The 19921-nt window shown below is 76.3% G+C and carries 1 protein-coding gene; it reads left to right on the forward strand.

The annotated features are described in order from the left end of the window. Positions 1 to 7: 7 nt before the first annotated feature. Positions 8 to 19906: a non-ribosomal peptide synthase/polyketide synthase gene (locus tag AB0O11_RS10500; protein ID WP_363383928.1), complete on the forward strand. Its 19899-nt coding sequence runs from the start codon at positions 8 to 10 to the stop codon at positions 19904 to 19906. Positions 19907 to 19921: the final 15 nt, after the last annotated feature.

A 19921-nucleotide genomic window follows, 5' to 3' on the forward strand; every position in this document is an offset into this window, starting at 1 on the left:
GCCGACCATGACGCCTTCGACGCCTTCGAAGCGGGACCGCGCCGCGGCCCTGCCCGCCGACCTGCGCGAGGCGCTGCGGCAGCGGCTGGCCGGCCGGGCCGACGGCGCCCGAGCCGCCGCCGAACGGGCCATCCCGCGCGCCGACCGCAGCCGCCCGCTGCCGCCCTCCTTCGTCCAGCAGCGGCTCTGGTTCCTGGACCGGCTGCGGCCCGGTGACCCGCGCTACAACAGCGCCGTCGCCCTGCGGTTCACCGGACCGCTGGACCGCGCGGCGCTCGCCGCGGCGCTGAGCACCGTGGTGGCGCGCCACGAGGCGCTGCGCACCACCTTCGCCGAGAGCGACGGGCGGCCGGTGCAGACCGTACGGCCGACCGGGCCGGTGGAGCTGCCGGTCCGCGAGCAGGCCGACGGCGAGAGCCTCGACGCGATCCTGCTCGGGGAGTACTCCCGGCCCTTCGACCTCGCGCAGGGGCCGCTGCTGCGCGCCCTGCTGGTGGCCGAGTCGCAGCACGCGCACGTCCTGCAGCTGACCGCCCACCACATCGTCACCGACGGCTGGTCGATGGGCGTCGTGCTGGACGAGCTGTGCACCGCCTACGACGCCCTGGCCCGCGGCGCCGAGCCCGAGCTGCCCGAGGTCACGGCCCAGTACCCGGACTTCGCCCTCTGGCAGCGCGAGCAGCTCTCCGGCGCCCGGCTGGAGCGGCAACTCGCCCACTGGCGGGAGAAGCTGTCCGGCGCGGTGCCGCCCGAGCTGCCGCTGGACCACCCGCGCCGCGGCGAGGAGTCCGGCCCCGGCGCCCTGCACACCTTCACCGTCCCCGCACCGCTCACCGCCCGGCTGCGCGAGCTCGCGGCCGAACGGCAGGGCACCCTCAACAACGCGCTGGTGGCCGGCACCCAGGCGCTGCTGGCCCGTTGGTCCGGCCAGGAGGACGTCACCGTCGGCTCGCTGATGGCCGGGCGCTCCCGCACCGAGCTGGAACGGGCCGTCGGCTGCTTCGTCAACACGGTGGTCCTGCGCACCCGGGTGGAGCCCGGCGTCTCCTTCCGCGAGCTGCTCGCGGCCGCCACCGAGACCGGCAACGACGCCCTCGCGCACGGCGACACGCCCTTCGAGCGGCTCGTCGAGGCGGTCGGCGCGCCCCGCGAGGCCGGCCGCAACCCGCTGTTCGACGTGCTGGTCCTGCTGCACCCGGCCCCGCCCGCGGCCGGCGACCCGCACGGACTCACCACCGCCCCGGTCACCGTGCCCCGGCAGGCCGCCACCTTCGACCTCAGCGTGGAGTTCGTCCCCGACGGCGAGGCGCTCACCGGCGTGCTGGAGTACCGCGCCGACCTCTTCGACGCGCCCACCGCCCGCCGGATGGCCGACCAGCTGCTGCGGCTGCTGGAGGGCGCCGCCGCCGAACCGGACCGCCCGCTCGCCACCCTGCCGCTGCTCTCCGCACGGGAGACCGCACAGGTCACCCGGGACTGGAACGCCACCGCGCTGCCCGTCGAAGCCGTCAGCCACCCCGAACTGTTCCGCCGCCGGGCCGCCCGGACCCCGCACGCCCTGGCCCTGGTCGCCGGGGAGGAGCGGCTCGACTACGCGACCCTCGACGCCCGCGCCGACCGGCTCGCCCGCCACCTGGTCGCCCGCGGCGCCGGCCCCGAGCGGCTGGTCGCGCTGCGGCTGCCGCGCACCGCCGACCTGGTGGTGGCCGTCCTCGCCGTCTGGAAGGCCGGCGCCGGCTACCTGCCGCTGGACCCGGCGCTGCCCGAGGACCGCATCCGCTACCTGCTGGAGGACGCCCGCCCGGCCCTGCTGCTGGACGAGGAGACGCTGCGCGCCCTGCCGGACACCGCCCCCGGGGACGCCGGCCCGCTCGCCCCGGCGGACCTCTCGACCACCGCCTACGTGCTCTACACCTCCGGCTCCACCGGCCGCCCCAAGGGCGTCGCCGTCCCGCACCGCTCCCTGGCCCACCTGCTCGCCGCCCACCGGGCGGGCTTCGTCGCCGACGCCGGCGGCGGGCCGCTGCGGGTCGCGCTGACCGCCTCCTTCTCCTTCGACACCTCGCTGGAGGGCCTGCTGCTGCTGGCCGACGGCCACCCGCTGCACCTGGTCGACGAGACGACCCGGATGGACCCGGCCGCCCTGGTCGAGTACGTCGTGCACCACCGGATCGACTTCCTCGACCTGACCCCCTCCTACCTGCGCCAACTGCTGCCCGCCGGACTGCTCGACGACCCCCGCCACCGCCCCCGGGTGCTGATGCTCGGCGGTGAGGCGGTCGGGCCCCGGCTCTGGCGCGAGCTCGCCGTACGCCCCGAGGTGGCCGCCTACAACTACTACGGCCCCACCGAGTGCACCGTCGACGCGCTCGCCTGCCGGATCGACGGCGGGGACCGCCCGTTGGTGGGCCGCCCGCTGCCCAACGTCCGCGCCTACGTCCTGGACGGCCGGCTCCAGCCGGTGCCGCCCGGGGTGAGCGGCGAACTCCACCTGGCCGGCGAGCAGGTGGCCCGAGGTTACGCCGGCCGCTCCGGCCTGACCGCCGCCCGCTTCACCGCCGACCCGTACGGCCCGCCCGGCACCCGGATGTACCGCACCGGCGACCTGGCCCGCTGGACCGCCGACGGGCGCCTGGAGTACGTCGGCCGCGCCGACGACCAGGTCAAGGTGCGCGGCCACCGGATCGAACCCGGCGAGATCGAGGCGGCCCTGCTCGACCTGCCGGAGGTCGCCGCGGCCGCCGTCCTCGCGGTACCCGACGTCCACGGCCACACCCGGCTGGCCGCCTACCTGGTCTTCGCCGACGGCGCCGCCCGCCCCGCCGCCGACCTGCGCGCGGCGCTGCGCCGGGTGCTGCCCGACCACCTGGTGCCGTCCTCCTTCACCGTGCTCGACGCCCTGCCGCTCACCACCAGCGGCAAGCTGGACCGCAGAGCCCTGCCCGCCCCCGAAGCCGACGGCCGGGACGGGGAGTTCGTCGCCCCGCGCACCCCCGAGGAGGAGGCCCTCGCCGCCATCTGGGCCGAGGTGCTGGGCGTGCCGAGGGTCGGGGTCACCGACAACTTCTTCGAACTCGGCGGCGACTCGATCCTGAGCATCCAGGCCGTCTCGCGGGCCCGCGCCGCCGGGCTGCGGATCGGCTCCCAGGACGTCTTCCGCCACCAGACCGTCGCCGACCTGGCCGCCGCGGCCCGCACCGTCGAGGCCCCGGCCGTCCCCGCCCCGCGCCACCCGGCCGGGCCCGCCCCGATCACCCCCGTCCAGGAGTGGTTCTTCGCCGCCCACGGCCCACTGCGCCACTTCACCATGTCGATGCTGCTCGACCTGCCGTACGGGCTCGACGAACCCGCCCTGGAACGGGCGCTGACCGCCGTGGTGGCCGCCCACCCGGCACTGCGCACCCGATTCACCCGCACCGGGGCCGACTGGCGCCAGGAGCCGGTCGCGGACGCCGGAGGACTGCTCACCCGGCTCGACCCGCCCGCTTCCGGCAGCGACCCGGAAGCCTCCCGGCTCCGGGCCGCCGAGGCCGCCCGTGCCGAGCTGGACCCGGCCGCCGGCGCCCTGCTGCGCGCCGTCCTGTTCCGCCCTGCCGGGGAGTCCCGGCCCCAGCTGTTCCTGACCGCCCACCACCTCGCCGTGGACAGCGTCTCCTGGCGGGTGCTGCTCGCCGACCTGCACGAGGCCTACCGGCAGGCGGCCGCGGGCGGCACCCCCGACCCGGCTCCCGAGCCCACCGCGTTCACCGACTGGGCCCACCGGCTCGCCGGACTCGTCCGGGCCGGCGGCCTGGACCAGGACCTGCCCTACTGGACCGCCGAGACCGCCACCCCCGCCGAGCCGCTGCCCGTCGACCTGCCCGGCACCCCCACGGCCGGCTCGGTGCGCACCCTGCGCACCCGGCTCGACCGCGCCACCACCGAGGCGCTGCTGCGCAAGGTCCCCGAGGTCTACCGGACCCAGGTCAACGACGTGCTGCTCAGCGCGCTGGGCCGGGCCCTCGCCGACCGGACCGGCACCGGACGGGTCACCGTCGCCCTGGAGGGCCACGGTCGCGAGGAGCTGTTCGACGGCCTCGACCTCTCCCGCACCGTCGGCTGGTTCACCACCCAGTACCCCGTCACCCTCACCCCGGCCGGCCCGGCCGACGCCCCGGACTGGGCCACCACCCTCAAGCAGGTCAAGGAGCGGCTGCGCGCCGTACCCCGCCGCGGCCTCGGCTACGAGGCCCTCGCCCGGCTCGGCTCCTCCGCCCCCGGCGCCGACGCGTTGCGGGACGTCCCGCTGCCGCAGGTCTGCTTCAACTACCACGGGCAGTGGACCGCCCCCGAGGGCGGCGACTTCGCCCCCGCCGGCCAGGCCCCCGGCCGGGACCTCCCCCCGGACGAGCCGCTGGACCACCTGCTCGACGTCTCCGCCGTGGTCGCCGACGGCGAACTGGAACTCACCTGGCACTACAGCGCGCAGGTCCACCGGGAGGAGACCGTCCGGGCCCTCGCCCGGGCCACCACCGCCGCGCTGACCGGCATCGTCGAACACTGCGCAGGCCCCGGCGCCGGCGGCCGCACCCCCTCGGACTTCCCGCTGGCCGGCCTCGACCAGGCCGCGCTGGAGCGGCTCGTCGGCGATGGCCGGGACGTGGCGGACCTGCTGCCGCTCACCCCGCTCCAGGAGGGCATGCTCTTCCACCGGCTGGTCGGCGGCCCCGACGACGTCTACGTGGACCAGGCCGCCCTGCTGCTGGAGGGCGTCGCCGACCCGCACGCCCTCGCGCTGGCCTGGCAGCGGGTCGCCGACCGTACGCCCGCGCTGCGCACCTCGGTGGTCTGGGAGGGCGTCCCCGCCCCGCTCCAGGTGGTGCGCAGGGGCGTCCGACTGCCGGTGACCCACCTCGACCTGCGGGCCGCAGACCCGGCCGAGCGCGCCGAACGGCTGGCCCGGCTGCGCGCGGAGGACCTCGCCCTCGGCCTGGACATCGCCACCGCCCCGCTCACCCGGCTCACCCTGGTCCGGCTGCCCGAGGCCCGGCTCCAGCTGCTGTGGACCTCCCACCACCTGATCCTGGACGGCTGGAGCCTCGCCCAGGTGCTCACCGACGTGTTCGCGGAGTACGCGGCGCTCACCACCGGCGGCGCGCCGACCCCGGCGGTGCGCCGGCCCTTCGCCGACTACGTGCGCTGGCTCGCCGAGCAGGACACCGAGGCCGCCCGTACCCACTGGCGGGAGGTCCTGGACGGCTTCGCCACCGCGACCCCGCTGCCCGCCGACCGGGTCCGGCGGGAGGCCCACAGGGCCCGCTCGGCCGGCACCCACAGCGCCGCCCTGTCCGAGCAGGCCTCCGAGCAACTCGCCCGCACCGCACGGCAGTCCGGGCTGACCCTCGGCACCGTGGTGCAGGGCGCCTGGGCGCTGCTGCTGTCCCGCTACAGCGGCGAGCCGGACGTGCTGTTCGGCACCACCGTGTCCGGCCGGCCCGAGGAGCTGCCCGGCGTCGAGTCGATGATCGGCATGTTCATCAACACCCTGCCCACCAGGGTCCGGGTGGACGGCGCCCGCACCGCCGCCGACTGGCTGCGGGAACTCCAGGAGGCCCAGGCCGAGGCCCGTCGGCACGCCGCGGTCTCGCTCGCCGAGCTCACCGGCTTCAGCGACGTCCCGTCCGGCAGCGCACTGTTCGACAGCATCGTCGCCTTCGAGAACTATCCCTTCGACGACGCCCGCGCCGCCGGGACCGGGGTGCGCCTGGTGGAGGTCGCCTCCCGGGACGCCACCAACTTCCCGCTGGTGCTGCGCGGGTACCAGGGCGGGCAGGTCGGCTTCGACCTCGCCTACGACCCCGAATTGTTCGACGCCGCGACCGTGCGCGGCCTCGCCGAGCGGCTCTGCCTGCTGCTCACCGGGCTGGCCGCCGGGCTGGAGCGCCCACTGCGCGCGCTGCCCTGGACCACCGCCGAGGAGCGGCACCGGCTGCTGGTCGACTGGAACGGCACCGCGCAGGGCCGGCCCGAGCGCACCCTGGTCGAACTCTTCGAGGCGCAGGCCGCCCACACCCCGCGGGCCGAGGCCGTCACCTGTGGTGACGAGCACCTCCACTACGCCGAGCTGGACGCCCGCGCCGACCGGCTCGCCCACCGGCTGGCCGAGCTCGGCGCCGCCCCCGAACGGTACGTCGCCCTCGCGCTGCCCAGGACGGCGGACCTGGTGGTGGCCGTCCTCGCCGTCCTCAAGACCGGCGCCGCCTACCTGCCGCTCGACCCGGGCCTGCCCGCCGAACGCCGGGCCGAACTGCTGCGCGACGCCGCCCCGGTGGCCCTGGTGACCGTCGAGGAGCCGAGCGGCGTCGACGTCCCCGTCCTCGCCCTGACCGACCCGCAGGTGCGTGCCGACCTGGCCCGGCGCCCGGCCGGCCCGCTCGGCCCCGGCCACCGCCCGCTGCCCGACAGCCCCGCCTACGCCATCTTCACCTCCGGCTCCACCGGCCGCCCCAAGGGCGTGGTGGTGCCGCACGCCAACGTGGTGCGGCTGTTCGAGCAGACCCGGGAGCTGGTCGGCTTCGGCGCCGAGGACGTCTGGACGCTCTTCCACTCCTACACCTTCGACTTCTCGGTCTGGGAGCTGTGGGGCCCGCTGCTGCACGGCGGCCGGCTCGTGGTGGTGCCCGAGTCCACCGCCCGCTCCCCGGAGGACTTCCTGCGGCTGCTCGCCGACGAGCGGGTCACCGTCCTCAACCAGACCCCGTCCGCGTTCCACCCGCTGGCCCGCGCCGACGCCGAACACCCGGACGTCTCCGGCCGGCTGGCGCTGCGCACGGTGGTCTTCGGCGGCGAGGCGCTGGACGTCACCCGGCTCGCCGACTGGTACGAGCGCCACCCCGAGGACGCGCCGCGCCTGGTGAACATGTACGGCATCACCGAGACCACCGTGCACGTCACCCACACCGGCCTGGACCGCGCGACGGCCACCGCCGGCGGCCCCGGCCCGATCGGCACCGGCATCGCCGACCTGCGGCTGTACGTGCTCGACGGCGACCTGGCCCCGGTGCCCGCGGGCGCGGTCGGCGAACTGTACGTGGCAGGGGAGGGCCTGGCCCGCGGCTACCTCAACCGGCCCGGCCTGACCGCCACCCGTTTCCTCGCCGACCCGTTCGGCGCCCCGGGCACCCGGATGTACCGCACCGGCGACCGGGCCCGGCGGCAGGCCGACGGCACCCTGCGCTACCTGGGTCGCGCCGACCAGCAGGTCAAGATCCGCGGCTACCGGATCGAACCCGGCGAGATCGAGGCCGCCCTCCAGACCCACCCGGGCGTGCGCCTGGCCACCGTCGGTGTCTACCAGGACGCCGCCGGCACCCGCCGACTGGTGGCCCACGTCGTCGGCGAGGGCCCGGCGCAGCCCCCGAGCGCCGCCGAGCTGCGCGCCCACCTGGAACGGCTGCTGCCCGCCTACCTGGTGCCCGCCGCCTACGTCCCGCTGGCCGCCCTGCCGCTCACCCCCAACGGCAAGCTCGACCGGCGCGCCCTGCCGGTGCCTGGCCCGGACGGCTTCGCCGCCGGCCCCGAGCGCACCGCGCCCCGCACCCCCGCCGAGCGGCTGGTCGCCGAGGCGTGGACAGAGGTCCTGGACACCGGCGAGATCGGCGCCGAGGACGACTTCTTCGCCCTCGGCGGGGACTCCATCCTCGCGGTGCGGGTCACCGCCCGGCTGCGCGCGGCCTTCGGCTCCGCGGACCTCTCGCCCCGGCTGCTGTTCACCCACCCCGTGCTCGCCGATCTGGCCGAGGCACTCGGATCGCCGGGCCCGGACACCTCACGGACCGTCATCCCGGCCGCCGACCCGGACGCCGAAGCACCGCTCTCCTACGCCCAGCAGCGGCTCTGGTTCCTCGACCGCTTCGAGCCCGGCAGCACCGAGTACACCTCGCTGTCCGTGCTGCGCCTGCGTGGAGCCCTCGACCGGGCCGCGCTGGGCGGCGCGCTGGACGCCCTGGTCGAGCGGCACGAGGCGCTGCGGACCGGCTACGCCGAACGGGACGGCCGGGCCCGGCAGGTGGTACGCCCGCCGCACCCCGTCGACCTGCCCTGCGAGGACCTGCAACCGGCGGAGCTGGACGCCCTGCTGGAGCGGATCGCCGCCACCCCCTTCGACCTCGAAGCCGGCCCCGTGCTGCGGGCCCGCCTGGCCCGTACGGCCACCGACGAGCACGTCCTGGTCCTCGCCGTGCACCACATCGCCACCGACGGCTGGTCGATGGGCGTGCTGGGCCGCGACCTCGGCGAACTGTACGCGGCCGCGCTCGAAGGCCGCCGCCCGCAGCTGCCCGAGCTGCCGGTCCGGTACACCGACTACGCGGCCTGGCAGCGCACCCGCACCGCCGCCGCCGAGGCCGACCTCGACCACTGGCGCCGGTCCCTGGACGGCCTGGCACCGCTGGAGCTGCCCACCGACCGGCCGCGCCCGGCGGTGCGGACCCGGGAGGGCGCGCTGGTCACCTTCACGCTGCCCGCCGAGCTGACCGCCCGGCTGCGCGAGCGCGGCCGGGAGGCCGACGGCACCCTCTACACCGTCCTGCTGGCCGCGTGCCAGGTGCTGCTGGCCCGCTGGTCCGGGCAGACGGACATCGCCGTCGGCACCGTTACCTCCGGCCGCGAGCAGGGCGAACTCCACGACGTGGTCGGCATGTTCGTCAACACCCTGGTGCTGCGCGGCGACATCCGCCCGGAGCTGTCCTTCCACGAGCTGCTGGCCACCGCGCAGCGCACCGTGCTGGACGCCCTGGCCCACCAGGAGGTGCCCTTCGAACGGCTGGTGGACGCCCTCCAGCCGGAGCGCGACACCAGCCGCACCCCGCTGTTCCAGGCCATGGTGGCACTGCACAACCTCGGCGCCGAGGCGCCCCGGCTGCCCGGTCTGACGGTGGAGCCGATCACCCCGCCGGTGCGCAACGCCACCTTCGACCTCTCCTTCGACTTCGCCGAGCACGACGGAGGCCTGACCGGCTACCTGGAGTACAGCACCGGGCTGTTCGACGCCCGGACCGTCCGGCAGCTCGCCGACCGGCTGACCATCCTGCTCGCGGCCGTCGCCGACGACCCGCGGACGCCCGTCGGGGCGCTCCCGCTGATGACCGGGGAGGAGCGGCGGCAGGTGCTGCGCCAGGGGCGGGGCGAGGCGCTGCCCGGGCCTGCCACCACCTTCACCGCCCTGTTCGAGGAGCAGGCCGCCCGCACCCCGGACGCCACCGCGGTGGTCGCCCGCGACACCACCCTGGACTACGCCGCGCTCAACGCCCGGGCCAACCGGCTCGCCCGCCACCTGGCGGCACTCGGCGCCGGACCCGAGCAGGTGGTCGCCGTCCGGCTGCCGCGCACCTCCGACCTGCTGGTGGCGATGTTCGGGGTGCTCAAGGCCGGCGCCGTCCTCCAGTTCGTCGACCCGGACCTGCCCGAGCAGCGGGCCGCCCTGCTGCTCGACGACACCCGGCCGCGCACGGTCGTCACCGCGCACACCCTGCGCGAGGTGCACTGGGAGGCCCTGCCCGGCCACGACCTCACCGACGCCGAACGGACCGCCCCGCTGCTGCCGGGGAACGCCGCGTACGTGATCCACACCTCCGGCTCCACCGGCCGCCCCAAGGGCGTCGTCGTCGAGCACCGCCAGCTGGTCAACCTCTGCCGCGACCACCGGGAGGGGATGCTTGCCCCGCACACCGCCGACGGCCGCCGGCTGAAGGTCGCCCTCAGCGCCTCCCTTTCCTTCGACACCAGCTGGGAGGGCCCGCTGCTGCTGGTGTCCGGCCAGGAACTCCACCTGATCGACGAGGACGTCCGGCTGGACCCGCAGGCCTTCCGCGACCGGATCGTCGACCAGCGGCTCGACGTCGTCAACGTCACCCCCTCCCTCCTGCGCGAACTCACCGCCGCCGGACTGCTCGGCCCCGCCCCCCACCACCCCCGGCTGCTGCAGCTCGGCGGCGAGGCGATCCCCGCCGCCACCTGGCGGGTCCTGCGCGCGGCCCAGGCCCAGTACGGCATCAGCACCTACAACCTGTACGGGCCCACCGAGTGCACCGTCGACGCCGCCTACGCCCGCTGCGCGGACCACCCCGAGCGCCCGGTCATCGGCCGGCCGGGCCGCAACCTCAGCGCCTACGTGCTCGACGGCACGCTGCGCCCGGTGCCGCCCGGCATGCCGGGGGAGCTGTACCTGGCCGGGGAGCAGGTCGCCCGCGGCTACCTCAACCGGCCCGGACCGACCGCCGAACGCTTCCTCGCCGACCCGTACGGTCCGCCCGGCACCCGGATGTACCGCACCGGCGACCTGGCCCGCTGGACCGCATGGGGGTCCCCCCGGCCGGTGGGGGCACCTCCCAGCCGCCAGGCTGGGGGCGCTGGGGGAGGACAGCTGGAGTTCCTCGGCCGCGCCGACGACCAGGTCAAGATCCGCGGCTTCCGGATCGAGCCCGGCGAGGTGGAGGCCGCGCTGCTGACCCACCCGGACCTCGCGGACTGCGCGGTCGCCGCCCTCGAACAGGGCGGCCGGACGCTGCTGGTCGGCTATCCGGTGCCGGCCGGCGGCCGGGTGCCGCCCGCCGAGGAGCTGCGGGCCTGGCTGCGGCGCAGCCTGCCCGACCACCTGGTGCCCACCGCGTTCGTCCCGCTGGCCCGCATCCCGCGCACCACCAGCGGCAAGACCGACCGACGCGCCCTGCCCGCCCCGCCCGCCCAGCCGGACCGCACCACCCCCTACGTCGCCCCGCGCCCCGGCACCGAGGAACTGCTCGCCGCGATCTGGGCCGAGGTGCTGGGCGTGGAACGGGTCGGCGCCCGGGACAACTTCTTCGCGCTCGGCGGCGACTCCATCCTCAGCATCCAGATCGTCTCCCGCGCCCGCGCCGCCGGACTCGCCCTCACCACCAAGGACGTCTTCCGCTACCAGAACGTCGCCGAACTCGCCCTGTGCGCCGGGGAACCGGCCGACCCCTCGGCTCCCGGCGAGGAGGCCGAGCCCACCGAGGCCCCGCTCACTCCGATCCAGCACTGGTACCTCGACGGCCGCCGGCCCGGCGAGGCGCTGCGCTTCACCATGACCCAGCGGCTGGCACTGGCCCCCGGCACTGACCCGGCCGCCCTGCGGACCGCGGTGCTCGCCCTGGCGGAGCACCATCCGGCGCTGCGCACCCGCTTTCGCCACGGAGGGTCCGGCTGGCGCCAGGAGGTCCTGGAACACGCGCCGGAGGGCGTCTTCACCCACCACCCGACCACGGTCGAGGCGGAGGTGCAGCGCGCCGCCGACGAGGCCCAGCGCTCCCTCGACCCGGTCGAGGGCCGGATGCTGCGCGCCCTGTTCTTCGAAGGCGGCGAACAGCAGCCCGGCCAACTCGTCCTGACCGTCCACCACCTGGCCGTGGACGGCGTCTCCTGGCGCATCCTGCTGCCCGACCTCGAAGCGGCCTACCGTACGGCCCGGACCGGCGCACCCGTCCAGCTGCCGGAGACGGGAACCTCCTACGCCCGGTGGGCCACCCGGCTGGAGCGGCACTCCCGCTCCGGCGCTCTCGACGGCGACACCGCGTACTGGACCCGCGCCGGTGAGGCCCCGGCCGAACTGCCCGCCGGGCGGCCCGGCCCCAACACCCACGGCACCGCCGCCACCGTCACCGTGACGCTGGACGAGCGGACCACCGAGGCGCTGCTGCGCCAGGCGCCGGCCGTCTACCGGACCCAGGTCAACGACGTCCTGCTCAGCGCCCTGGGCCGTACCCTGGCCCGCTGGTGCGGCCGCGACACCGTGCTGATCGGGGTGGAGGGCCACGGCCGCGAGGACCTGTTCGCGGACCAGGACCTCTCCCGGACGGTCGGCTGGTTCACCGCCGAGTTCCCGCTCGCCCTGCGCGTCGACCCGCAGGCCGACTGGCACGACACCCTGCGCTCGGTCAAGGAGCAGCTGCGCGCCGTCCCGCTGCGCGGGCTCAGCCACGGAGCGCTGCGCCACCTGCGTCCGTCCGCGCTGCCGGCCGGCGCGGCCGCGCCACAGGTCGGCTTCAACTACCACGGCCAGTGGGACGCCCGGGGCGGTGCCGACGGACTGCTGCGCGGCTCGCTGCCCCCGGCCGGGCGGGACACCGACGCCGACGAGCCCCGCCCCTACCTGCTCGACGTCATCGGGGCGGTTCAGGAGGGCCGGCTCGAACTGGGCTGGACCTACCCCGCGGCCCGCTACGACGAGGCCACCGTCCGCACCCTTGCCGAGCAGACCCTCCAGGCGCTGCGCGAGCTGGCCGAGCACTGCACGAGCCCCGGCGCCGGCGGCCGCACCCCGTCCGACTTCCCGCTGGCCGGCCTCGACCAGGCGCAGCTGGACCGCCTGGTCGGCGACGGTCGCGAGGCCGAGGACGTGCTGCCGCTGACCCCCCTGCAGTCCGGCATGCTCTTCCACGGCCTGGTCGGCGAGGACGGCGCCTACGTGGACCGGATCGCCGTGCGGCTGGCCGGCGTCGCCGATCCGACGGCCTTCGCCGAGGCCTGGCAGCAGGTCGCCGATCGCACGCCGGCGCTGCGCACCGCCGTGCACTGGCGCGGCCTTCCGCACCCCGTCCAGCTGGTCTCCCGCCGTGCCGCGCTGCCCGTCCGGCAGCTGGACTGGCGCGCACTGACACCCGAACAGCGCGCCGCCGAGACCGAGCGGCTGCTCGCCGAGGAGCGGGCCGCCGGGATGGACCTGGGCGCCGCGCCGCTCACCCGGCTGGTCCTGGCCGCGCTGCCCGGCCAGGAGGTGCTGCTGCTCTGGTCCACCCACCACGTGATCCTGGACGGCTGGAGCACCGGGCAACTGCTCACCGAGGTGTGCGAGGAGTACGCCGCGCTGACCGGCGGACCGCAGGCGCCCCGCCCGGTCCGGCGCCCGTTCGCGGACTTCCTGGCCTGGCTGCGCGAACAGGACGAGCAGGCCGCCGAGGACCACTGGAGCGGCGCCCTGTCCGGGTTCACCGGACGGACCGCGCTGCCCTACGACCGCCGGCCCGCCGGCGCCCACCGGGCCCGCTCCTCCGCCGCCGTCCACCGCGTCCTGGACGAAGCGCTCTCCGCCCGGCTGCGGGAGAACGCTGCCGCCGCCGGACTGACCGTCAACACCCTGGTCGAGGGCGCCTGGGCGCTACTGCTGGCCCGCTACGGCGGCACCGAGGACGTGGTCTTCGGCACCACCGTGTCCGGGCGGCCGGCCGAACTGCCCGGCGTCGAGACGATGATCGGCCTGTTCATCAACACCGTGCCGGCCCGGGTCCAGCTGCCCGCCGGCGGAGTGCTGCCCTGGCTGCGCGACCTCCAGGACCGGCAGAGCGAGGGCCGCCGCCACGACCACCTGGCGCTGCCCCGGATCCAGGGCCTGAGCGAACTGCCCGCCGGCGAGCCCCTGTTCGACAGCATGGTGGTGTTCGAGAACTATCCCGTCGACGAGTCCGCCGCGGACCGCACCGGCGTTCGGGTGGTCGAGGTGCACGCCGACGACGCCACCACCTTCCCCTGGTGCCTGCGCGCCCACCTCAGCGGGCAGCTCGCCTTCGACCTGGCGTACGACCCCGCACTCTTCGACCACCGTACGGTCCGGGACGCCGCCGACCGCCTGGCCCTGCTGCTGACCGCCCTCGCCGACGGCCTGGACGGCGACCTTGCCGCGCTGGACCCGCTCACCCCGGCCGACCGCGAGCTGCTGGCCTCCTGGCACACCACCGCCCGCCCGCCGGTGCCGCGCAGCCCGCTGGACGTCTTCGCCGAGCAGGCCGCCCGCACCCCCGAGGCCCCCGCCGTGCGCGACGGCGACGGCGAGCTGAGCTACCGCGGGCTCGACGACTGGTCCGACCGGCTGGCCGCCCGGCTGCTCGCCGACGGCCTGGCCCCCGAGGACCGGGTGCCGCTGGCGATGGACCGTGGCACCGAACTCATCGTCGCCCAGCTGGCCGTCCTCAAGGCGGGAGGCGCCTACCTGCCCGTCGACTCGCGCGCCCCTGAGGAACGGCGCCGCACCCTGCTCGACCGGGCCGGCGCGGGCACGCCGCTCACCGCCGAACACGTCGCCGCCGCCCGGACCGGTGCGCCCGCCCCGGCCCTGCCGCCCGCTGACCCCGACCGGCTGGCGTACGTGATGTACACCTCCGGCTCCACCGGCGAGCCCAAGGCCGTCGCCGTCCGGCACCGCGACGTGGCCTCGCTCGCCACCGACAGCCGCTTCGGCGACGGCAGCTGCGCCCGGGTCCTGCTGCACTCCCCGGTCGCCTTCGACGCCGCCACCTTCGAGGTCTGGGCACCGCTGCTGAACGGCGGCTGCGTCCTCGTCGCCCCCGACGGCCCGGTGGACGCGACGCTGCTGCGCCGCCTCGCCGGACCGGACGGACCGACGGCGCTCTGGCTCACGGCCGGGCTCTTCCGGCTGATCGCCCAGGACGCGCCGGACTGCTTCGCGGGCCTGCGGACCCTGTGGACCGGCGGCGACGTGGTGCCCGCCGCCGCCGTGCGCCGCGTCCTGGCCGCCTGCCCCGGGCTGACCGTGGTCGACGGCTACGGACCGACCGAGACCACCACCTTCACCACCGCCCACGCCCTCCCGGACGCCGCGGCCGTGCCCGACACCGTTCCCGTCGGCCACCCGCTGGACGACCGGCGGGTGCACGTCCTGGACGGCCGGCTGCGGCCCGTCCCGCCGGGCTGCGCGGGCGAGCTGTTCCTGGCCGGCGAGGGTGTGGCCCGCGGCTACCTCGGCCGCCCCGGCGCGACCGCCGCCCGCTTCCTCGCCGACCCCTCCGGCCCGTCCGGTGCCCGGATGTACCGCACCGGGGACCTCGTCCGGCGCCGTGCCGACGGCACCGTCGAGTTCCTGGGCCGCGCGGACGACCAGGTGAAGATCCGCGGCTTCCGGGTCGAGCCCGCCGAGGTGGAGTCCGCACTCGCTGCTCACCCGCGGGTCACCGACGTCGCGGTGGTCGTCCGCGAGGACTGGCCCGGCGCCCGCCGACTGGTCGCCTACTCGGTCGGCGCCGTCGACCCCGGGGAGTTGCGGGCCTTCGCCGCCCGCACGCTGCCCGACTACCTCGTCCCGGCCGCCTTCGTCCCGCTCGCCGCCCTCCCGCTGAGCCGCAACGGCAAGGTCGACCGGTCTGCCCTCCCGGCACCGGAGGAGCCCAGCGGCGAGCGCCGTGTGCGGGTCGAACCGCGCACCGCCGCCGAACGCCGCACCGCCGAGGTCTTCGCCGACGTCCTCGGCATCCGCCCACCCGGCACCGACGAGGACTTCTTCGAGCTCGGCGGCGACTCCATCCTCAGCATCCGGCTCGCCGCCCGGCTGGCCGAGGCCTTCGGCGCCGACCTCGGCCCCCGCGCGGTCTTCGACCACCCGACCCCGGCCGGCCTGGCCCGGCTGCTCACCGAGGCGCCCGGCGCCCCGGCCCGCCCGCCGGTGGTCCCGGTGCCCCGGGAGGGCGCCGCCCCGATGTCCTACGCCCAGCAACGCCTCTGGTTCCTGGAGGAGTTCACGCCCGGCGTCGCCGAGAACGTCGCGCTCGCGCTGCGGCTTCGCGGCACCCTCGACCCCGGCGCCCTCGGGGCGGCCCTCGACGCCCTGACGGCCCGGCACGAATCGTTGCGCACCACCTTCGACAGCGTCGACGGCCACGGCGTCCAACTGGTCCACCCGCCGCACGTCGTACCGCTGCCACTGCACGACCTCCGCGACCGGCCCGCCGACGAACGGCCGCAGGCCCTGCGTGAAATGCTCGCCGCCGACCGCACCCGTTCCTTCGACCTGCGCCGCGGACCGCTGCTGCGCGCCACCCTGGCCCGGCTGGACGACCGCGACCACGTGTTGGCGCTGACCCTGCACCACATGGTCACCGACGGCTGGTCCACCGGTGTGCTGCTCGCCGACCTGGCCCATCTCTACCGTACCGAACTCGGTTCCGCGGAAGCCGAGTTGGCGCCACTTCCGGTGCAGTACGCCGACTACGCCCACTGGCAGCGCACCGCAGGGGCACCCGCCGGGGAACAGCTCGCCTACTGGAAGCGCCAGCTGACCGGCGTGGTGCCGCCGCTGCTGCCCACCGACCGGCCCCGGTCCGCGGTGCGCACCGCCAACGCCGCCAACGCCGCCACCGTCCGGCTGGAGCTGCCCGCCGACACCGCCCGCCGGCTGGCCGAGGTCGGCCGGGAGCGCGGCGCCACGCTGTTCACCACCCTGGTCGCCGCGGCCCAGGCCTACCTGGCCCGGCTCTGCGGGGACACCGACATCACCGTCGGCACCATCACCTCCGGCCGGCACCGGCCCGAGATCCAGCAGCTGGTCGGATTCTTCGTCAACACCCTGGTGCTGCGCTCCCGGGTGGAACCCGGCCAGTCCTTCGACGCCCTCCTCGGCGAGGTGCGGCAGACCGTCCTCGACGCCTTCGCCCACCAGGACGTGCCCTTCGAGAAGGTGGTCGACGAGGTCCAGCCGGTGCGCGACACCAGCCGCAGCCCGCTCTTCCAGGTCCACGTCGTGCTCCAGAACGCGCCCTCCGCCGAACTCGACCTGCCGGGCCTCGACGTGACCGGCATCGAGTCCGACGCCGTACGGACGGCCTTCGAGCTGGTGCTGGAGTTCGTCGAGACCGGGAGCGGCGCGCTGCACGGCCTGTTCACGTACAGCACCGACCTGTTCGAGACGGCCACCGTCGAGCGGATGGCCGGCCAGCTCGCCACCCTGCTGACCGCCGTCGCCCAGGACCCGTCCCGCGCCGTGGGCGCGCTGCCGCTGGCCGACCCGGACACGCCCCCCGCCGAAGCGGGCGGCACCTTCCGCCCGGTGCCCGAGGCGACCCTGCCCGAGCTGTTCGAACGCTGGGCCGCCGCCACCCCCGACGCCCCCGCCCTGCTCGACGGCGAGCGCGAACTCAGCTACGCCGAACTGGACCGGGCCGCCAACAGGCTCGCCCACCACCTCATCGGACGCGGCGTCGGCCCCGAGCGGCTGGTTGCCCTCGCCCTGCCCCGCTCGGCGGCCATGGTGGTCGCCCAGCTCGCCGTCGCCAAGGCCGGCGGCGCCTTCCTCCCGGTCGACCCCGACTACCCGGCGCCCCGGCGCGAGTTCATGGTCCGCGACGCTGCCGCTCACCTGGTCCTCGACGACCCGGCCCAGGTCTGGGCCGCCGAAGGCCCCGACACCCCGCCCACCGACGCCGACCGGGGCACCGCCCTCACCTCCGCCCACCCCGCCTACGCCATCTACACCTCCGGCTCCACCGGCACCCCCAAGGGCGTCCTGGTGACCCACGCCGGACTCGCCGTCTTCGCGGCGGCCGCCGCCGAGCAGTACGCCGTCGGCCCCGGCGACCGGGTGCTCCAGTTCGCCTCGCCCAGCTTCGACGCCTCCGTGCTGGAACTGTGCATCTCCCTGCTCTCCGGGGCCGCCCTGGTCACCGGGGAGCAGGGGCCGCTGGTCGGCGAACGGCTCGCCGAGGTGCTGGCCGCACGTCGGATCAGCCACACCCTGATCCCCCCGGCGGCCCTGGCCACCGTGGAACCGGAGAGCGCCGCGGCCCTGTCCGACCTGCGCACCCTGGTGGTCGGCGCCGAGGCCTGCCCGGCCGACCTGGTCGACACCTGGGCCCCCGGCCGACGGATGATCAACTCCTACGGCCCCACCGAGGCCACCGTGGTCGCCACCTGGACCGGCCCGCTCGCCCCCGGCACCGGCCGCCCCGCGATCGGCCGCCCCAGCGGCGCCACCCGCGCGTACGTCCTGGACACCGCCCTGCGGCCGGTGCCGCCCGGCGTCACCGGGGAGCTCTACCTGGCCGGCCCCGGCCTCGCCCGCGGCTACCTCGGCCGCCCGGGCCTCACCGCCCAGCGCTTCCTCCCGGACCCGTACGGCACCCCCGGCGAGAGGATGTACCGCACCGGAGACCTCGCCCGCCGCGACGCCGACGGCCAGCTCCGGTTCGCCGGCCGCGCCGACGAGCAGATCAAGCTGCGCGGCTTCCGGATCGAACCCGGGGAGATCGAGAGCGCGCTGCGCCGCAGCCCCCTGGTGCGCGACGCCGTCGTCACCGTCCGCGCCGACGGACCCGGCGGCGGCCGGCTCGTCGGGTACGTCGTCCCGGCCGACGCCGCCGAGGGGGCACCCGCCCTCGACCTGCGGCTCCACCTGGCCGAGTTGCTGCCACCGCACCTGGTCCCCTCGGCCTTCGTCCCGCTGGAGACGCTACCGCTCACCCCCAACGGCAAGCTCAACCGGCGGGCCCTGCCCGACCCCGGGCCCGCCCAGGCCACCCCCGGCCCGGGCCGGGCACCGGAGACCGGCCTCGAACGCCGGATCGCCCGGATCTGGGCCGACGTCCTCGGCCTCGACGAGGTCGGCGCCGACGACAACTTCTTCCTGCTCGGCGGCGACTCCATCCTCAGCATGCAGGTTGTGTCCCGGCTGCGCCGCGACGGACTGCACCTGGCCACCCGGGACCTGTTCAGCCACCAGACCGTGGCCGAACTGGCCACCGTCGTGCGCACCGCCACCGAGCGCGCGGACGACGGCCCGGTGACCGGGGACGTTCCGCTCACCCCCATCCAGGAGTGGTTCCTGACCGCCCCGCGCGTCGCCCACCACCACTTCAACCAGTCCACCCTGCTCGAACTCGGCGCCGACCCCGACCCGGAGGCGCTGCGCGCCGCACTCGACGCCCTGCTCGAACACCACGACGCCCTGCGGATGCGCTTCACCCACGACGAAACCGGCTGGCACCAGTTCAACCCGCCGCCCGCCCCCGCCGAGGACCTCCTGGTCCGCCATGACCTGACCGGGCAGGGCGCCGAGGCCGCCGACGCGGCCATGGCCAAGACCGCCGACGAACTGCACGCGGGCTTCGACCTGGCCCGCGGCCCGCTGCTGCGCGCCGCCCTGTTCACCGGTCACCCGGACCACCCGGCGCTGCTGCTCCTGGTCGCCCACCACCTGGTCGTCGACGCCGTCTCCTGGCGGGTGCTGCGCGACGACCTGGAGAGCGCCCACCGGCAGGCCGTCCGGGGCGGGGCCATCAGCCTGGGGGAGCGCGGCACCTCCTTCCGGGACTGGGCGCACCGGCTCGCCGGCCATGTCGCCGAGGGCGGCCTGGACCACGAACTCCCGTACTGGGAGGAGGCGGTGTGCGCCCGGGTGGCCCTGCCCGGCAGCCCGTCCCGGCCCGGCGACACCGCGACCGCGGCGGTCACCGTCGAACTCGACGAGGCGGACACCGAGGCGCTGCTGCGCGCCGCCCCCGCCGCCTACCGCACCCGGGCCAACGACGTGCTGCTGGCCGCCCTGGCCCTCGCCCTGGCCCGCTGGAGCGGCCAGGAGCGGATCGGCCTGGACCTGGAGGGGCACGGCCGGGAGGACCTGTTGGAGGGCGTCGACCTGTCCCGTACGGTCGGCTGGTTCACCACCGTCCACCCCGTCAGCTTCCACGTCCCCGACCCCGCGGACCTCGGCCCGGACCGTGACTGGCGCGCCCTGGTGAAGTCTGTCCGCCGCCAGTTGCGCGCGGTGCCCGGCAACGGTCTGGGCTTCGGCGCACTGCGCACCTTCGGCCCGCCGGAGGTCCGCGAGCGCCTCGCCGCAGGCGCGCACGGCCAGGTGGTCTTCAACTACCTCGGCCAGTGGGACGCCCGGCCCGAGACCGCCGGCGACGGCCTCATACGCGCCGAACTCGGCTCCTTCGGCCAGGACCACGACCCCCGGGACGGCGGCTCCCACCCGCTGGAGGTGGTCGGCGCGGCCCAGCAGGGACGCCTCGCCTTCACCTGGCACCACCGGCCCGCCGTCCACGGCACCGAGGCCGTCCGCCGGGCGGCCGAGGAGTTCGCCGCGGCCCTGCGGCAGATCGCCCGGCACGCCAGGGAAGGACGGTGACGACACCACCTGCCC

It is taken from the genome of Kitasatospora sp. NPDC093102, assembly GCF_040683915.1.
In the GTDB taxonomy this organism is placed as follows: Bacteria; Actinomycetota; Actinomycetes; order Streptomycetales; family Streptomycetaceae; genus Kitasatospora.